General features: G+C 65.6%; 10 protein-coding genes and 1 pseudogene. 9 read left to right on the top strand and 2 right to left on the bottom strand.

Annotation, left to right across the window (positions count from 1 at the left end):
* Positions 1-71: 71 nt before the first annotated feature.
* Together CRO75_RS06375 and edd are read right to left on the bottom strand one after the other, a co-directional pair.
* Entirely contained in the window at positions 72-1028 is a 957-nt protein-coding gene (locus tag CRO75_RS06375) for a glucokinase (RefSeq protein ID WP_009045234.1), read from the bottom strand.
* Complete coding sequence (gene edd / locus CRO75_RS06370; RefSeq protein WP_009045235.1) at positions 1025-2851, bottom strand: phosphogluconate dehydratase; 1827 nt, start codon at positions 2849-2851, stop codon at positions 1025-1027. The genes CRO75_RS06375 and edd overlap by 4 nt, the downstream gene beginning before the upstream one ends.
* 223 nt (positions 2852-3074) lie before the next feature.
* Between edd and gap the strand changes: the two genes are divergently transcribed.
* From gap to CRO75_RS06325, 9 genes and pseudogenes are all read left to right on the top strand, one after another.
* A complete protein-coding gene (gap, locus tag CRO75_RS06365) occupies positions 3075-4079 on the top strand; it encodes a type I glyceraldehyde-3-phosphate dehydrogenase (RefSeq protein ID WP_025805853.1) in 1005 nt (334 codons plus the stop codon).
* A 129-nt stretch (positions 4080-4208) separates the two neighbouring features.
* Positions 4209-4672: pseudogene (locus tag CRO75_RS06360) on the top strand (methylglyoxal synthase).
* A gap of 73 nt (positions 4673-4745) precedes the next feature.
* Positions 4746-5264, top strand: coding sequence for a sigma-70 family RNA polymerase sigma factor (locus tag CRO75_RS06355; RefSeq protein WP_009045237.1), 519 nt, complete (start codon positions 4746-4748; stop codon positions 5262-5264).
* Positions 5265-5367: 103 nt separating this feature from the next.
* Positions 5368-6351 carry a FecR domain-containing protein gene (locus CRO75_RS06350; RefSeq protein ID WP_097134769.1) on the top strand — a complete coding sequence of 328 codons (984 nt, stop codon included), beginning with the start codon at positions 5368-5370 and terminating at the stop codon, positions 6349-6351.
* A gap of 120 nt (positions 6352-6471) precedes the next feature.
* Positions 6472-9069 carry a TonB-dependent receptor gene (locus CRO75_RS06345; RefSeq protein WP_097134768.1) on the top strand — a complete coding sequence of 866 codons (2598 nt, stop codon included), beginning with the start codon at positions 6472-6474 and terminating at the stop codon, positions 9067-9069.
* A 150-nt stretch (positions 9070-9219) separates the two neighbouring features.
* Positions 9220-9828, top strand: a complete 609-nt coding sequence (locus tag CRO75_RS06340; protein WP_097134767.1) for a biliverdin-producing heme oxygenase — start codon at positions 9220-9222, stop codon at positions 9826-9828.
* Between the two features lie 136 nt (positions 9829-9964).
* On the top strand, positions 9965-10366 hold the full coding sequence (locus tag CRO75_RS06335) for a YbaN family protein (RefSeq protein ID WP_097134766.1): 402 nt from the start codon (positions 9965-9967) through the stop codon (positions 10364-10366).
* A 218-nt stretch (positions 10367-10584) separates the two neighbouring features.
* Positions 10585-12723, top strand: a complete 2139-nt coding sequence (locus tag CRO75_RS06330; protein WP_097134765.1) for a methyl-accepting chemotaxis protein — start codon at positions 10585-10587, stop codon at positions 12721-12723.
* A 172-nt stretch (positions 12724-12895) separates the two neighbouring features.
* The gene (locus CRO75_RS06325; protein WP_097134764.1) at positions 12896-14245 is read left to right on the top strand and encodes a CoA transferase; all 1350 of its coding nucleotides are present in this window, start codon (positions 12896-12898) and stop codon (positions 14243-14245) included.
* Positions 14246-14301: the final 56 nt, after the last annotated feature.

The raw sequence follows: 14301 nt of genomic DNA, 5'->3' as shown, positions 1-14301 counted from the left end.
AAGATCGCTGAAGGCCTTCGGCCTTATCGCAGCCTCGCAGGCTCGGCAGCGGCTACAGAGGTAGAACTGGATCAGGCGAACGCCTGCTCCAGCGCCACCCCGGCACCGGTCAGGCCCGAATACGGCGCCGTCACCAGCCACACCGGGATGCCCTTGAAGTAATCGCTCATGCAGCCCTTGTCGGCAAAACAACGGGCAAAACCGCTTTCGACGAAAAAGTCGGCGAACCGCGGGATCACCCCACCGACGATGTACACGCCACCGCGCCCACCCGTGGTCAGCACGTTGTTGCCCGCCACCCGGCCCAGCCAGCAGCAGAACTGCTCGAGCACTTCCAGGGCGATGGGGTCGCCGGCCAGACCCGCGGCGGTGATGGCTTCCGGGGTGTCAAGCAGCGGCTCGTGCCCGTCCACCGCGCAGATCGCCCGGTACACCCGGGGCAAGCCGCCGCCGCTGAGCGCGGTCTCGGCGCTGACGTGGCCGATCTCGCTGTAGATGTGCTGCCACAACTGGGTTTCCCGCGGGCTGCTCAACGGCAGGTCGACATGCCCGCCCTCGCCCGGCAAGGCGGCCCAGCGGCCTTCGCCCAGATCCAGCAGGGTGCCGACGCCCAGGCCGGTGCCCGGCCCGATCACCACCGCCGGGCGCAACGGCTCGGCGGTGCCTTCGCAAACCACCCGGAACTCGCCGGGCTGCAGGCGGGTCATGCCCAGGGCCATGGCCGAGAAGTCATTGACCAGCAGCAGTTCGTCGACCTGCAAGGTCTGGCAGAAGGCCTTGCGGCTCAGGCGCCAATGGTTGTTGGTAAAACGAAATTCGTCGCCGCCGACCGGGCCGGCCACCGACAGGCACACCGCGCCGATCGCACCCGGCGCCAGGCCGAGGCCGCCCAGGTAGACGCCGATGGCTTCTTCCGGGCTGGCGTGGTCCGCCGTCGCCAGCACCTGGATCGACTCCAGGCGCTGGTCTTTCCACAACGCAAAACGCGCATTGGTTCCACCAATGTCACCGACCAGCGCTAACTTCACTTAAGGTTCTCCAGGGCAGAGGTAAAGGCGCTGGCGCCCTGCTCCGCCGAGCTGAAGGCCATGCGCATGAAACCGAACAATTCGCGGCCGCTGCCGACGTTGTTGCCCAGCAGGCCCTTGGCCGGCTCGCGGGCGGCGAATTCATCGGCGTCTACCTTAAGCTCCAGCGTGCCCTTTACGCCATCCACGCGAATGATGTCTCCGTCGCGTACTCGCGCCAGCGCGCCGCCGACCTGGGCTTCCGGGCTGACGTGGATCGCCGCCGGGATCTTGCCCGAGGCCCCGGACATGCGCCCGTCGGTGACCAGCGCGACCTTGAAGCCGCGGTCCTGCAACACACCGAGGAACGGCGTCATCTTGTGCAGTTCCGGCATGCCGTTGGAACGCGGGCCCTGGAAGCGCATCACCGCCACGAAGTCTTTTTCCAGCTCGCCGGCCTTGAACGCATCGGCCAGGTCCTGCTGGTCCTGGAACACCACCGCCGGCGCTTCGACGATCTGGTGCTGCAGCGCCACGGCGGAGACTTTCATCACCCCGCGACCGAGGTTGCCTTCCATCACCCGCAGGCCGCCTTCCGGCGAGAACGCGCGGGCCACCGGGCGCAGGATGTTTTCGTCGAGGCTTTCGATCGGGCCGTCGCGCCACACCAGCTTACCGTTGTCCAGGAAGGGTTCCTGGGTGTAGCGGCTCAGGCCACGGCCGGCCACGGTGTTGACGTCTTCGTGGAGCAGGCCGGCTTCCAGCAGTTCGCGGATCAGGAACGCCATGCCGCCCGCGGCCTGGAAGTGGTTGATGTCGGCCTTGCCGTTCGGATAGACGTGGGACAGGGTCGGCACCACCTCGGAGAGGTCGGCCATGTCCTGCCAGGTCAGCTGGATGCCCGCGGCCTGGGCAATCGCCGGCATGTGCAGGGTGTGGTTGGTCGAACCGCCGGTGGCGTGCAAGGCAACGATGGAGTTGACCAGCGAACGCTCGTCGACGATCTCGCCGATCGGCGTGAAGTTGCCGCTCTGCTTGGTCAGGCGGGTGACCTGCTGCGCCGCCTCATGGGTCAGGGCGTCGCGCAGTGGCGTGTAGGGGTTGACGAAGGACGCGCCCGGCAAGTGCAGGCCCATGACTTCCATCAGCAGCTGGTTGGTGTTGGCGGTGCCGTAGAAGGTGCAGGTGCCCGGGCTGTGGTAGGACTTCATCTCCGATTCCAGCAGCTCTTCGCGGGTCGCCTTGCCTTCGGCGTAACGCTGGCGCACGTCGGCCTTTTCCTTGTTGGAAATGCCCGACGGCATCGGCCCGCCCGGGACGAAGATGGTCGGCAGGTGGCCGAAGCGCAACGCGCCCATCATCAGGCCCGGGACGATCTTGTCGCAGATGCCGAGCATCAGCGCGGCGTCGAACATGTTGTGGGACAAGGCCACCGCGGTGGACAGCGCGATCACCTCGCGGCTCGGCAGGCTCAGTTCCATGCCGGCCTCGCCCTGGGTCACGCCATCGCACATGGCAGGGGTGCCGCCAGCGAACTGGCCGACCGAACCCATCTCGCGCAGGGCCTTCTTGATCTGTTCGGGAAAGTGCTCGTACGGCTGGTGCGCCGAGAGCATGTCGTTATATGACGAAACAATCGCCACGTTGGCGGCATTCATCATGCGCAGGCTGTGCTTGTCTTCCGAGCCGCAGCCGGCAACGCCGTGGGCGAAGTTCGCACACTGCAGCTTGCCCCGTTGCGGGCCATCGCTGGCGGCGCCGCGGATCAGGGCGAGGTAAGCCTCGCGAGTGGCGCGACTGCGGGCGACAAGCCGTTCGGTGACCTCAAGAACGCGGGGATGCATGTGTAGAACTCCAGGCTAACGGATGTGGCGACCTGTTTGTCTATGCTGGTCAAAACGCCCGCGGCACAGGGGATGGCAGAGGGTTTCTTGACCATTTGGACCAGTTGATTCAGGTCACTCGTTGTAGATAAAACAAAATATTGCCACCAAAAAGGCTTGTTTTCTATTTTTTTGCGAATAATCTTGTAATTCCAACAACAAAACTACGGCAGGCGCTTTTCTAATGACTCTACGAATCGCAATCAATGGTTTTGGCCGTATCGGCCGCAACGTCCTGCGCGCACTTTATACCCAAGGCTATCGTCAGGATCTGCAGATCGTCGCCATCAACGATCTGGGTGATAGTTCGATCAATGCCCACCTGCTCAAATACGACACCGTTCACGGCACCTTCGATGCCGAGGTGCAGCACGATCAGGAAAGCCTGACCGTCAACGGCGACCGGATCGCCGTCAGCGCCATCCGCAATCCGGCCGAACTGCCCTGGGCCGCCGAGAAGATAGACGTGGTATTCGAATGCACCGGTCTGTTCACCGACCGTGCCAAGGCCGCCGCCCATATCAGCGCCGGCGCCCGCAAAGTGATTATTTCCGCCCCGGCCAAAGGCGCCGACGCCACCGTGGTGTATGGCGTGAACCACGACATTCTGCGCCAGTCGCACCAGATCATTTCCAACGCTTCGTGCACCACCAACTGCCTGGCGCCGGTGGCCCAGGTGCTGAACCGCGAGCTGGGCATCGAAAGCGGGCTGATGACCACCATCCACGCCTACACCAACGACCAGAACCTGACCGACGTCTACCACAGCGATCCGTACCGCGCCCGTTCGGCCACCCAGAACATGATCCCGAGCAAGACCGGCGCGGCCGAAGCCGTGGGCCTGGTGCTGCCGGAACTGGCGGGCAAGCTGACCGGCATGGCGGTGCGCGTCCCGGTGATCAACGTATCGCTGGTGGACCTGACCGTGCAGCTCAAGCGCAACACCACCGCCGAGGAGGTCAACGCCCTGCTCAAGAGCGCCAGCCAGCACTCGAAGATCCTTGGCTACAACAGCCTGCCGCTGGTCTCCAGCGACTTCAACCACAACCCGCTGTCGTCGATCTTCGACGCCAATCACACCAAGGTCAGCGGCGGCAAGCTGCTCAAGGTCCTGGCCTGGTACGACAACGAGTGGGGCTTCTCCAACCGCATGCTGGATAACTGCCTGGCCCTGTGCAGCGCCGAGTAAACCCACGGCCTGCGGCGCGGGAGCTGCCGCAGGCTGCGATCTTTTGATCTTCACATTCGAGGTTCAAGCGCGCAAAGATCGCAGCCTCGGCAGCTCCTGCAGACTCTCTCCCTCCCGGAGCCACCACCGATGATCGGTATCAGCTTCACCCAGGCCGGCATGGCGGCGCGCAAGCGCATCGCCCTGGTGGCCCACGACCATTGCAAGAGTTTCCTCCTCGACTGGGCCGAGCGGCAGAAAGACCGGCTCGCCGAGCACGACCTGCTGGCCACCGGCACCACCGGCCAGTTGCTGCGCCAGCGCCTGGGCCTGCCGGTGGAAGCATGATCAGCGGCCCCCTGGGCGGCGACCAGCAACTCGGCGCGCGGATCGCCGAGCAGCGGGTGGACATGCTGGTGTTCTTCTGGGACCCCTTCGAACCCCAGCCCCACGATCCGGACATCAAGGCCCTGCTACGGGTCGCGGCGGTCTGGAACATTCCCGTGGCCTGCAACGAATGCAGCGCCGACTACCTGCTCAGCAGCCCGCTGATGGAGCAGGCGCACAACTACCGGATTCCGGACTACCCGACCTACCTCTCCGGGCGTCGATGATTCACTCAGGGCTTGACCTTGGACGTAGATGATAAGCATTATCATCTGCTGAAAAAATCAGCCAGGTCCTGTTGTGAGCCAATCCCGCTTCAATCACGTCTTTCTCACCCAGCGCGTTTCGCTGCTGCGCACGCTGGAGCGGATGGTCAACAACCACAGCACCGCCGAGGACCTGCTGCAGGAAACCTACCTGCGGGTGACCCGGGCCCTGAGCGAACGGGCCATCGAGCACCTTGAACCCTTCGTCTTCCAGACCGCCCGCAACCTGGCGCTCGACCACCTGCGCGCGCGCCGCATCCAGGCCCGCACCCTGCTCGAAGACGTGCCGGTGGACGTGGTCGAAAGCGTGGCCGCGCCCCTGAGCAGCGCCGAGGATGCCGCCCATGCCGAACAGTTGCTGGAACGCCTGAACATGAGCCTTGCCCAACTCAGCCCGCGCCAACAGCGGATCTTCATCCTCAGCCGCCTGCACGGCCACAGCTACCTGGAGATCGCCGAGAAGCTCGAGGTCTCCCAGAGCACCGTGCAAAAGGAACTGAAGCTGATCATGGCCATCTGCATCGGCGTCGCCGAGCGCTTGAACGGTCATTGAGGCCCAGCCGGACGGGCGTCAACCGCAGCCCTTTGCTACCCTTGACCGCCCTGCGCTCTCCATCTAAAAAACAGCCGTGCACAGACACAGCCGAGGAACACCCGTGACGGACATCCACCGCACCCAGCCGACCGCCCAGGACGAGGAAACATCCACCCCCTGCGCCGCGGATCAAGCCATGGACCAGGCCCTGGACTGGCTGATCCTGCTGGAGAACCCGAGCCCCGAGCAGACCCGGCAATTCCATGACTGGCTGAACGCCTCGCCCCTGCACAGCGCAGCCTTCGACAAGGCCCAGGCGATCTGGAACGGCCCGCAGGTGGTGCGCTGCGCGCAAAACCTGGACACGCAAAAACCCAAGCTCAGTGTGCTGTCGCGCCTGCGTCCGCACTGGCGGCCCCTGGCGACCGCGGCGGTGCTGATCCTCGGTTTGTTCAGTTTCAGCAACCTGCCCCTGCGCCTGCAGGCCGATCACCTGACCGTGGTCGGCGAGCGCCAGCGCCTGCAACTGGAGGACGGCTCGAAAGTCCTGCTCAACACCAACTCGGCCTTCTCCAGCAGCATCGACGAGCGCCAGCGCGTGGCCCGCCTGTACCAGGGCGAAGCCTTCTTCGAAATCCCCGCCAGCCGCGGCCAGCCGCTGGAACTCGACGCCGGCCCGGTACGCGCCAGCGTGCGCGACACCGCCTTCGCCGTGCGTTACCTGGACGGCGTGGCCCAGGTGCGGGTGCAGCGCGGCGATGTCGACCTGCGCGCCACTCACGACGATGCCCGGGTGCGCCTGTCGGCCGGCGAAAGCATCCGCATCGGCCCCAACGGTTTCGACCGCCCGGCCAAGCTCGACCTCGACAAGGACCTGGCCTGGGTCCAGGGCCGGCTGGTGTTGGAGAACTGCCCGCTGAACCAGGTGCTGGCCGAATTGCGTCGGTATTACCCGGGCTGGATCGTCAACAACAACGAGCGCCTGGCCGATGTTGCGGTCACCGGCAATTACCGCCTCGACCAACCGCTGGACGTGGTGCGTTCCCTGGCTCACATCACCTCGGCGCGGCTGCAGGAGTTCCCTGCGCTGGTGATTCTCAACTAGCAGCATTTATTTTTACGCGATCGCTGTCGGTCGTTCGTCTCGTTATAGCCAATGCAATTGATTCGCATTAATCATGCGAGTCAGCACCTATAAAGATTCGTGCGACACGGAGCGCTATCGATGTCCTCTCGCCTCAACAGCCGGTCCTCTTCATCCTCCCGCCAGGCCCGCCTGCAGAACTGCACGCTGTCCCTGCTGACCGCCGCCATCCTGCTGGCCGGGGCCGCACCAGTCATGGCCGCCACCGCCGGGGCCAAGGCCCCGCCAGCACGCAACATGGGCGACTACAGCTTCGCCATCGACCAGCAGCCGCTGGTGTCGGCGCTGAACGCCTTTACCGCCGTCACCGGCTGGCAGGTCGGCCTGCCGGCGGAACTGGGCGAAGGCATCGCTTCCCCGGGCGTGCGCGGTTCGCTGCCACCGGAAAAAGCCCTGGACCGCCTGCTGATGGGCACCAACCTGAGCTACCGCAAGCTGGGCGCCAACAACATCGTCCTGGAAAAACGCGCCAGCAGCGGTGCCCTGAACCTGCAACAGGTGACCATCAGCGCCACGCGCCAGGAACAGGACGTCAGCAGCGTGCCCAGCACCGTGACCGTGCATGACCGCCAGGACCTGGACCGCAACAACGTCAACACCATCAAGGACCTGGTGCGCTACGAGCCGGGCGTTTCGGTCGGAGGCGCCGGCCAGCGCGGCGGCGGCATCAGCGGCTACAACATCCGCGGCATCGACGGCGACCGCATCCTGACCCAGGTCGACGGCGTGGAGATTCCCAACGGCTTCTTCAACGGCCCCTATGCCAAGACCCAGCGCAATTACGTCGACCCGGAAATCATCAAGCGCGTGGAGATCCTCCGTGGCCCGGCCTCGGTGCTGTACGGCAGCAACGCCATCGGCGGCGCGGTCAGCTACTTCACCCTCGACCCGGACGACATCATCAAGCCAGGCCAGGACGTCGGCGCTCGCCTGAAGACCGGCTACAGCTCGGCCGACGACAGCTGGTTGAAGTCGGCCACCGTGGCCGGGCGCAGCGGCCCGTTCGACGGCCTGCTGCACTTCAGCCAGCGCGACGGCCACGAAACCGACTCCTATGGCAGCCACAACGGCACCGGCCTGGCGCGTACCGCCGCCAACCCGGAAGACGTGCGCACCAGCAATGTGCTGGCCAAGGCCGGCTGGAACTATGCCGACGACGCGCGCCTGGGCCTGACTTACGAGAAGTACAAGGACGACCGCGACACCAACCAGAAAAGCGCCGTGGGCGGCCCGTTCAACGCCGGCCAGCCGCTGGGCATGTACCGCTCGCGTACCGGTAACGACACCATCACCCGTGAACGCTTCGGCCTGGACAACAACTTCGCCCTCGACAGCCTGCTGGCCGACCACGTGAAGTGGAGCCTGAACTACCAGATCGCCAAGACCGACCAGAGCACCCTGGAAAACTACTTCCCGTTCAGCCGCAACGTCATGCGCAGCCGCGAAACCCTCTACCAGGAAAAGCAGTGGGTCTTCGACGCCCAGGCCGACAAGGCCTTCGCCATCGGTGAAACCGAGCACCTGCTGACCTACGGCACCACGATCAAGCAGGAAAAGGTCACCGGCTCGCGCAGCGGCAGCGGCACCTGCCTGGCGGTCGGCCGCGGTTGCACGGCGGTCGGCGCCATCAGCCCGTCCGACGTGCTGAAGAAGTCCAGCGACTTCCCGGACCCGACCATCAACACCTACAGCCTGTTCGCCCAGGACCAGATCAGCTGGAACCAGTGGACCTTCCTGCCGGGCCTGCGCTACGACTACACCCAGCTCAAGCCGCACATCACCCAGGAGTTCCTCAACACAGTGGCCGCCGATGGCAATGGTGAGGTGAGCGACCAGAACAAGACCTGGCACCGGGTATCGCCCAAGTTCGGCCTGACCTACGCCCTGAGCGACCAGTACACCTGGTATGGCCAGTACGCCGAAGGGTTCCGCACTCCGAGCGCCAAGGCGCTGTACGGCCGCTTCGAGAACACCACCACGGGCTACAGCGTGGCACCGAACTCGAACCTCAAGCCGGAGAAAAGCCAGAGCTACGAAACCGGCCTGCGCGGCAACTTCGAGTCCGGCAACTTCGACGTGGCGGTGTTCTATAACAAGTACCGCGACTTCATCAACGAAGACGCGGTGACCCCGGGCTACGACGAACTGACGTTCCAGAGCAACAACATCAAGCACGCCACCATCAAGGGCGTGGAAGTCAAGGGCCGGCTCAACCTCGACGCCCTGGGCGCGCCGCAGGGCCTGTACACCCAGGGTTCGGTGGCCTATGCCTACGGTCGCAACAACGACACCGGCGAACCCTTGAACGCGGTCAACCCGCTGACCGGCGTGTTCGGCCTGGGCTACGACCAGGATAACTACGGCGCCCTGCTCAGCTGGACCCTGGTGAAGAAGAAAGACCGCGTCGACAGCAGCAGCTTCAAGACCCCGGACGGCACCAGCAGCCAGTTCAAGACCCCGGGCTACGGCGTGCTCGACCTGACCGGCTTCTACAAGGTCAGCGACGACGTCACCGTCAGTGCCGGCGTCTACAACCTGGCCGACAAGAAGTACTGGCTGTGGGATGACGTGCGCGGCTACGACAGCGTCGGCGAAGCCGCCGTGCTCAGCCCGGCCAACCTCGACCGCCTGACCCAGCCGGGTCGCAACTTCGCGGTCAACCTGATCTGGGACATCTGATCCGGTCTGCCTCACTGCGCTTTTCGAGGGGGCGCAGTGAGGATTTTTTACTGTGCCGCGTCTTCTTGTTCGTCTAGTTAGCAAGTGCTTCTCATTTCAAGCCGCTCTCGTTTTCAGTAGCTCTCATTTCCATTGACCAAGGACATTGTCATGACCACCCAGGATTCCCCACAGCGCCCGAGCCTGCGCTCCCAGCGCCTGAACCAGATCACCCACGAACCCCATGCCAGGCTCGACGCCCTGGTCAAGGCCCACGCGCCGTTCGAAAGCGCCAGCAGCTTCGCCCGTTTCGTCGTCGCCCAGTACCTGTTCCAGTCGGAACTGGTCGCCCTGTACAACGACCCGGCGCTGATCGCCATCGTCCCGGACCTGGCAGAACGTTGCCGCGCCGAAGCGGCCAAGGCCGACCTGGCGGACCTGGAGACCGAAGTCCCGGCCCCGGTGGCGGGCGCGGTGCAGAACCCGAGCAAGGCCGAAGCCCTGGGCTGGCTGTTCGTCTCCGAGGGCTCCAAGCTCGGCGCGGCGTTCCTGATCAAGCGCGCAGTCGGCCTGGGCCTCGGCGAAACCTTCGGTGCCCGGCACCTGGGCGAGCCGGCCGGCGGTCGCGCCGAAGGCTGGAAAACCTTCACCCGCACCCTCGACGGCCTGGCGTTCAGTGCAGAAGAAGAAGCTGCGGCGGAAAAAGGCGCGCTGGATGCCTTCAACCGCTTTACCGTGCTGCTGGAAAAGGCCTACGACACGGCGCCTGAACTGGCCTGATTTTTTCGCCGGCCCCCTCGTTCCTGTATTGAAGGCGTAGACTCACGCCCGCTGCAGGAACGAACCCGCTGGCGCCAGCCGTTATTCCCACCCCTTGTGGATTGAGCCCCATGCTCGTCACCTCATCATCGAACCCATGACCGGCCCAACCCGACCTCCGTCCAAGGCCTCCCGCCTGTTCTTCGGCTGCCTGGCTTACATCAGCCTGGCCATCGGCCTGATCGCCATCGTCATCCCCGGCCTGCCGACCACCGAGTTCGTGCTCCTCGCCGCCTGGGCCGCGACCAAGAGCTCGCCACGCCTGAGCGCCTGGATGGAAAACCATCGCCTGTTCGGCCCCATCCTGAGCAACTGGCGCAACGGCCGGATCGTCAGCCGCCGGGCCAAGGTCAGCGCCACCGTCAGCATGTTGCTGTGCGCCGGCCTGATGCTGAGCCTGCTCACTCATCACTGGACTATGTACCTGGCGCTGGCCGGCATGGGCCTGGGCAACCTGTGGATCTGGTCGCGCCCGGAGGCTCTGGCCCAGGCCTCTTGATTCCTCTGCAAGAGCAGCCGGTCGACGTTCGGCTGCTCGCGACATGCCCCCCAGCGAAATCTCCCTCCTCCTCGTTTATGTCAAACACATGACCGCTCGTCGGCTTTTTCTCAGACAAATGCCGCCCAAGCCGATGTTCCGGGCATGGCGCTGAATGGACTTGGCGACCGGAGTCATCCGACTCACCGCTCCCCCCTACCCATTCACGAGATCGCCCCATGTTCGACTCTCTGTCCATTCGCCTGAAAATCGTGCTGTTGTCCGGACTCTGCCTGCTCGGCGTGGTGGGCCTGATCGTCGGGATGAACATCTACCAGACCAACCAGAACGATCAGTTGGTCAGCAGCTCCAGCTCGCGAATGCTCACCGACAGCGTGCAGAACCTGCTGCAGGCCCGGGCCGCCGAGCAGGCGGTGCGGGTACAGAAAACCTTTGGCGAGAGCCTGCTGGTGATCACCACCCTGGCCGACCAGATCAACGACCTGCGGGCCATGGCCGGCAAGCGTTCGCTGGACGCCGCGGCGCTGCGTGAAGAGCTCAACCACAGCCTGAAAACCGCCTTCGAACGCAACACCAAGGTGCTGGGCATCTGGCTCGCCTACGAGCCCAACGCCCTCGACGGCAAGGACAGCGAGTTCGCCAACGACGCCGGCCACGCCTCCAACGAAGCCGGGCGCTTCGCCAGTTACTGGAGCCGTGCCGGCGGCACCGGGCTGAACACGGTGATGGTCGAAGAGGACATGAACAAGACCACCCTGAGCGTCAGCGGCACCCCCTATAACAGCTGGTACACCTGCCCGCGCGACAGCAAGCGCACCTGCCTGCTCGACCCGTACGCCGATACCGTGGGCGGCAAGCTGATGCTGATGACCACCATTTCCCTGCCGCTGATCGTCGACGGCAAAGTCATAGGCGTGGTCGGCGTGGACATCGCCCTGGATGCCCTGCAGGCCGCGGCCGCCGACTCCCAGCGCGGGCTGTTCGACGGTGCCGGGCACATGCTGATCGTCGCCGGCAGCGGCATCCTCGCCGCCTACAGCAACGATGCGGCCAAGGTCGGCAAAGGCATCGCCGACACCCTCGGCGCCGAAGGCAGGGATGTGCTGCAACTGCTGGCCGGCACTACCCCGAAAATCCTCAAGCAGGGCGACCTGATCCGCGCCGTGTACCCGGTCAGCCCGATCGCCGACGCCCGGCCCTGGGGCGTGGTGATCGACCTGCCGGAGCAAGTGCTGCTGGCCGACACCGTGAAACTCCAGGGCGTGCTCGACGACGCCCAGGCCCAGGGCACCCTGGTGTCGCTGCTGGTGGCGGCGGTCGCCGGCGTGATCGGCCTGTTGCTGATCTGGCTGACGGCCTCCGGCGTGACCCGGCCGATCAACAGCGTGGCGCAGATGCTCAAGGAAATCGCCAGCGGCGACGGCGACCTGACCCAGCGCCTGAAGTACGGCAAGCAAGACGAACTGGGCGAGCTCGTGGGCTGGTTCAACCGCTTCCTCGACAAGCTGCAACCGACCATCGCGCAGATCAAGCAGAGCATCACCGACGCCCGCGGCACCGCCGACCAGTCCTCGGAGATCGCCCGCCAGACCAGCGAAGGCATGCAGGTGCAGTTCCGCGAAATCGACCAGGTGGCCACCGCCTCCAACGAAATGAGCGCCACCGCCCACGACGTCGCCAACAGTGCCTCGAACGCCGCCAACGCCGCCCGTGGCGCCGACCAGTCGGCCAGGGACGGCATGACCATCATCGAACGCAGCACCCGCGACATCAGCACCCTGGCCGAGGAGGTGAGCAAGGCGGTGGTCGAGGTCGAGGCCCTGGCGGTCAACAGCGAACAGATCGGTTCGGTGCTGGAGGTGATCCGCAGCATTGCCGAACAGACCAACCTGCTGGCCCTCAACGCCGCCATCGAAGCGGCGCGCGCCGGGGAAAGCGGCCGCGGCTTTGCCGTGGTCGCCGACGAGGTGCGCAACCTGGCCAAGCGCACCCAGGACTCGGTGGAAGAGATCCGCCTGGTGATCGAGCGCATCCAGAGCGGCACCCGGGGCGTGGTGGCGACCATGCATTCGAGCCAGGCCCAGGCCCAGAGCAACGCCGGGCAGATCCAGCAAGCGGTGCAGGCCCTGGGCAAGATCAGCGACGCGGTCACGGTGATCAGCGACATGAACCTGCAGATCGCCAGCGCCGCCGAACAGCAGAGCGCGGTGGCCGAAGAGGTCAACCGCAACGTCTCGGCGATCCGCAGCGTGACCGAATCCCTCACCGAACAGGCCACCGAATCGGCCCAGGTCAGCAGCCAGCTCAACGCCCTGACCACCCAGCAGATGAAGCTGATGGACCAGTTCCGCGTTTGACCTTGCCCCTGTAGGAGCGATGCTTGCTCGCGATGCACCAGAGAGCGCCGCGTTGAGCCAGTGATCAGGCGTCATCGTTGACGACCATCGCGAACAAGCTTCGCTCCTACGGGGGACTGCGGCACTGCGCGCTTTTGATCTATGCTGCCCCCTCTCTTGCGGAGGGCCTGCAATGACCGATGTGCTGTCGTCTGTTCAAGCCGCGCTGGGCTTGCCTCGTACCCCGATTGCCATGACCTCGAGCGGCGCCCTGCCCTCGGCCTTCGCCGTGACCGAACTGGCCAGCGCCAGCATCGCCGCGGCCGGCCAGGCGGCGGCCGAGCTGCTGCTCAGCCAGACCGGACGCCTGCCCGCCCTGAGCGTCGACCGGCGCCTCGCCTCCTTCTGGTTCGCCACCTCCCTGCGCCCGCTGGGCTGGAGTGTGCCGCCGCTGTGGGACCCGGTCGCCGGCGACTACGCCACCCAGGACGGCTGGATTCGCCTGCACACCAACGCACCGCATCATCGGCGGGCGGCCGAACAGGTGCTCGGTCGGGTCGCGGATCGCCTGGCCATGGCCGCCAAGGTCGCGCAGTGGAACAAGAGCGACCTGGAGCAGGCGGTGGTCGCAGCCGGCGGCTGCGCCGCCGAGATGCGCAGCTGGAGCGAGTGGCAAGCCCATCCCCAGGGGCAGGCCGTGAATGCCGAGCCCCTGGTGCATTACCAGACCCGCAATGCCAGCATCGCCCAGCCCTGGCGCGGATCGCTGGCCCGGCCCCTGGCCGGGATCAAGGTGCTGGACCTGACCCGGGTGCTGGCCGGGCCCATCGCCAGCCGTTTTCTCGCCGGGCTGGGCGCCGAGGTACTGCGCATCGACCCGCCGGACTGGAACGAGCCCGGCGTGGTCCCGGAAGTCACCCTGGGCAAACGCTGCGCCCGGCTGAACCTGCACGACGCCGCCGATCGCCAGGTCTTCGAAGGCCTGTTGGGGGAAGCCGATCTGCTGCTGCACGGCTACCGCGCCGATGCCCTGGAACGCCTCGGCTACGGGGCCGCCGAACGCCAGCGCTTCGCCCCGGGGCTGATCGATGTGTGCCTGAACGCCTATGGCTGGAGCGGCCCCTGGCAGAACCGCCGCGGCTTCGACAGCCTGGTGCAGATGAGCAGCGGCATTGCCGAGGCCGGCCAGCGCTGGCGGCAGGCCGATAAACCGGTACCGCTGCCGGTGCAGGCCCTGGACCATGCCACCGGCTACCTGATGGCCGCCGCCGCGATCCGCGCCCTGACCGAACGACTGCAAACCGGGGCCGCCGGCAGCGCACGGCTGTCACTGGCGCGGACCGCCAAGCTGTTGATCGAGCACTCCAATGGCAGCACCGAACCCGCCTTGCGCGGCGAAGACCAGGAAGATCAGGGCCTGCTGGTAGAGCAGACACCCTGGGGCCCGGCCCATCGCCTGCAAGTGCCCTTGCAGATCAGCGGCACGCCCCTGCAATGGGCTTACCCCGCCAGCGACCTGGGCGCCCATCGCCCGAAATGGTAAGCCTGTAACGCGTAACCCTGTAGCCGCTGCCGAGCAACGCGAGGCTGCGATCGGCC

It is taken from the genome of Pseudomonas sp. LAMO17WK12:I10 (genome assembly GCF_900215185.1).
Taxonomy (GTDB): Bacteria; Pseudomonadota; Gammaproteobacteria; order Pseudomonadales; family Pseudomonadaceae; genus Aquipseudomonas; species Aquipseudomonas chlororaphis.
The sequence above is the reverse complement of the archived record's forward strand: the minus strand, read 5'-3'. Positions and strand labels throughout refer to the sequence as shown.

Excerpts from the sequence above, each read along its gene's own strand:
- CRO75_RS06330 (WP_097134765.1), top strand. The coding sequence starts at position 10,585 with ATGTTCGACTCTCTGTCCATTCGCCTGAAAATCGTGCTGTTGTCCGGA.
- edd (WP_009045235.1), bottom strand. The coding sequence starts at position 2,851 with ATGCATCCCCGCGTTCTTGAGGTCACCGAACGGCTTGTCGCCCGCAGT.
- gap (WP_025805853.1), top strand. The coding sequence starts at position 3,075 with ATGACTCTACGAATCGCAATCAATGGTTTTGGCCGTATCGGCCGCAAC.
- CRO75_RS06345 (WP_097134768.1), top strand. The coding sequence starts at position 6,472 with ATGTCCTCTCGCCTCAACAGCCGGTCCTCTTCATCCTCCCGCCAGGCC.
- CRO75_RS06325 (WP_097134764.1), top strand. The coding sequence starts at position 12,896 with ATGACCGATGTGCTGTCGTCTGTTCAAGCCGCGCTGGGCTTGCCTCGT.
- CRO75_RS06335 (WP_097134766.1), top strand. The coding sequence starts at position 9,965 with ATGACCGGCCCAACCCGACCTCCGTCCAAGGCCTCCCGCCTGTTCTTC.
- CRO75_RS06340 (WP_097134767.1), top strand. The coding sequence starts at position 9,220 with ATGACCACCCAGGATTCCCCACAGCGCCCGAGCCTGCGCTCCCAGCGC.